The organism is Ruminococcus sp., assembly GCF_024684275.1.
In genome coordinates this window covers 1-3,078 of record NZ_JAIKXF010000012.1, presented here as the reverse complement: position 1 = coordinate 3,078, position 3,078 = coordinate 1, and the positions used below count along the sequence as shown (strand labels likewise).

The window sequence follows — 3,078 nt, the reverse complement described above, 5'->3', positions numbered from 1 at the left end:
CGGCTCGGGCAAGACCACTACCATAAACTGTCTGCTCTCCCTGCTTTCCTACGATAAGGGAAGCATTGAGATATTCGGCAGGGAAATGACTCCCGTAAGCTACGACATCAAGAAAGAGATAGGCATTATCATGCAGAATGTGGCGGTCTTCGACGAGCTTACAGTGTATGAGAATATCGACTATTTCTGCGGCCTTTACATAAAGGACAAGGAAAAGAGAAAGAAGTGCATCGACGAGGCTGTAAAGTTTGTGGGACTTGAGGACTTTGTTAAGTTCTATCCAAAAAAGCTGTCGGGAGGACTTCTCCGCAGACTGAATATTGCCTGCGGCATAGCCCACAAGCCCAAGCTAATAATACTCGACGAGCCTACTGTGGCAGTTGACCCTCAGAGCCGCAACCGCATACTCGAGGGAATACAGGAGCTCAGCAGAAACGGGGCTACAATCATCTATACTTCCCACTATATGGAAGAGGTTGAGCAGATATGCACCCGCATCGCTATCATGGACAAGGGCAAAAAGGTCGCTGAGGGCACAAAGGACGAGCTCAAGCGCATGATAAAGAATACCGAGACCATAACCATCGAGATACTGGAGCTCCCCGACAATGTGCTCAGAGATATTTCGGGACTTGACCATGTATACGATACGAATTACAGCGACGGAAAGCTGTCGGTATACTGCTCGGGCGGCAAGCACAATCTCCTGAGGATACTTGATGTGCTCCAGAAGAAGGAGCTGGGCTTCGGAAGGGTATACACCGAGCTGCCCACACTGAATGATGTGTTCCTTGAAATAACAGGTACAGCTCTCAGAGACAAGGAGGAGTGAATATGTTCCTGCATTTGCTGAAATATGAACTTAAAGTCGGTCTGAGAAACAAGGACCTTATCATATGGCTCATACTTTTCCCCATAGTTCTCGGTATATTCTTCAAGGTCGCCTTCGGAAGCGTATACGAAAAGACCGAGAAGTTCAGCTCGATACCTGTTGCGGTAGTCGAGGAAAAAGAGAATGAAGCGTTCAGGCAGGTTCTTGAAAGCATTGAGAACGCCGATGAGCCTTTTCTTAAGGTGAACTTTGTAAACAGAGAAAAGGCAGAGAAGCTCCTTGACAACGGAGATGTTGAGGGTATCATCATCTCTGACGGTGAGCTCAGCCTTACCGTAAAGGAAAAGGGACTGCGCGAGACTATGCTCAAATCCTTTGCGGAACAGTACAAGATACGCGAAAAGATCGCTATGGACGCGATAAATACAGCTCCCGAAAAGGCACAGGAGGTCATTTCCTCACTTACCTCAGAGACTGTGAGCTCCTGCAGAAAGATACCGCTGACTCAGGGCAATCCCGATGTGTATATACAGTATTTCTACAATCTTATCGCTATGGTGGCGATGTTCGGCTGCATGACGGGAATGCACATAACCATGCAGAATCAGGCTGACCTTTCGGCTCTCGGAGCAAGGAACAACTGCTCCCCCGTACCGAAATCAAAAAGTGTCCTCGCTTGTCTTGTGGGCAGCTTTATTTTGCAGACGATATGTATGCTGCTGTGCGTGACATTTCTTGCATTCGTGCTGAAAACGGACTTCGGCGACAGACTGTGGCTGGTCTATCCGACGGCAGTCCTCGGCGGCATACTGGGAGTAACATTCGGCTTCTTTGTAGGTTCACTGGCTCGCGTGGGAGAAAAGACCAAGGTTGCCATACTTATGACGGTGACCATGAGCCTTTGCTTCTGCAGCGGTCTTATGATGGGCAATATGAAGGCTGTTATCGCCGCAAAGATACCGTGGTTCAATAATATCAATCCTGTAGCGGTAATATCCGACTCTTTCTACTGCCTCAACATCTATGAGGATTATGACCGCTTCATCACAAAGCTCATAACTATGGCTGTAACGGCTGTGATCTTTGCAGTGCTGGGATTTTTAGCGTCAAGGAGGAAGAAATATGCAAGTATTTAAGGCGATGTTCAAGATAACAAAAAAGCGTCTTCCGTCTGCACTGGCATATATTATCGTTTTTATCGTCATTTCCGTAATAGCCTCAAGTAATGCGAGCAAGGACAGCAAATTCGAGATGACAAAGCTGAAGATATGCATTTTTGACGAGGACGATACTTCCGAAAGCAGGGAACTTTCGGAGCTTATAGCCCAAAACCATGATATAGTCGAAATAGAGAACGACAGGGACGTTATAATAGACTCCCTCTACTACAAAAGAGCAGACTATGCCCTCATAATAAACAAGGGCTATGCGGAAAAGCTCAAGGCAGGGGACACCGCCGATGTGTTCGGCAGCTATTGCCTCGACGAAAGCTTTTCCACGGTGTATATGGGACAGTTCCTTGACGAGTATACCAATTCCGTAAAGGCTTATCTCAGCATGGGTATGCCAATAGACGAGGCTCTGAGCTGTACGGAGGAGGCTCTCTCTCAGGAAACGGATGTAAGTATGCTGAGGAACGACAAGGGAGGAGATGCTCATTACAGCGTTGACTTCGCGGCATATTTTCAGTATATGCCATATATACTCATATCAGCGGTATTCATAATCGTATGTCAGGTGCTTGTTACAATGAACAGGAGGGATATACGCTTCCGCACGAACTGCTCATGTATCAAAAATTCGACATACACATTTCAGCTTTTCTTCGGAAGCGGCCTTTTCGTATTGACGGTATGGCTCCTGCTGATGGCAGTGGGTATCGTGCTCAATGAGGAGATGTATACGGGCAGAGCATGGTATGCTGTATTCAACAGCCTGATATTCTCGTTTGTCGTTGCGGCAATAGCCGTGTTCGTGTCAAGCTTTGAGCCTGCGGACAATGTCCTTAACCTTATAACACAGGTGCTCGGACTTGGCATGAGCTTCCTGTGCGGAGTATTTATCCCAAGAGAGATCCTCAGCGACAAGGTGCTTTCCGTTGCAAAGTTCCTGCCTGCTTACTGGTACATAAATGCCAATGAAATGATAGCCGATGTAATTCCGTTCAGTTCGGAAGGTGTCATACAGTGTTATCTGATACAGCTCGGCTTTGCGGCAGCTCTGATACTCCTTACGCTGCTTGTAAG

General features: G+C 47.2%; 3 protein-coding genes. All 3 read left to right on the top strand.

Annotated features, from left to right (window positions below):
* The coding region (locus K5677_RS01555; protein ID WP_296723879.1) for an ABC transporter ATP-binding protein at positions 1–832 on the top strand (832 nt) is incomplete at its 5' end.
* A gap of 2 nt (positions 833–834) precedes the next feature.
* On the top strand, positions 835–1,968 hold the full coding sequence (locus tag K5677_RS01550) for an ABC transporter permease (protein ID WP_296723876.1): 1,134 nt from the start codon (positions 835–837) through the stop codon (positions 1,966–1,968).
* On the top strand, positions 1,955–3,078 hold a 1,124-nt coding region (locus K5677_RS01545), incomplete at its 3' end, for an ABC transporter permease (RefSeq protein WP_296723873.1). The genes K5677_RS01550 and K5677_RS01545, both read left to right, overlap by 14 nt.

Coding starts and splice junctions, on each gene's coding strand:
- K5677_RS01550 (WP_296723876.1), top strand. CDS start 835: ATGTTCCTGCATTTGCTGAAATATGAACTTAAAGTCGGTCTGAGAAAC.